This is a genomic window from Peribacillus sp. SIMBA_075 (assembly GCF_046534585.1).
The window spans coordinates 1-228 of record NZ_JAWRYN010001783.1; the positions used below are offsets into that span (position 1 = coordinate 1).

Genomic DNA, 228 nt, shown 5'->3' on the forward strand with positions numbered 1-228 from the left:
GTCCGTGGTGTGACCGCTTGGAAATACGAAGCCCATAGCTTGTCGCCAAGCGGCAATGAACCGAGTGTCTCCATATTTCCATATTCCGAAGCAAATAAGAACAGCATGGCGAAGAGGTTGACGGCGAGTGTCCCGCTGAGCATGATTTTCGAATGCAGCGACAATTGAAGGAATTCCTTGGCGCTCCACATATCGTACAGAACGGTGAAGCCGATGCCGCCCGTGATG

At 52.2% G+C, this 228-nt stretch carries 1 pseudogene; it reads right to left on the reverse strand.

Features of this window, described 5'->3' with window-relative positions:
- Positions 1-228: pseudogene (locus SB775_RS34575) on the reverse strand (Ktr system potassium transporter B); the annotation flags it as partial.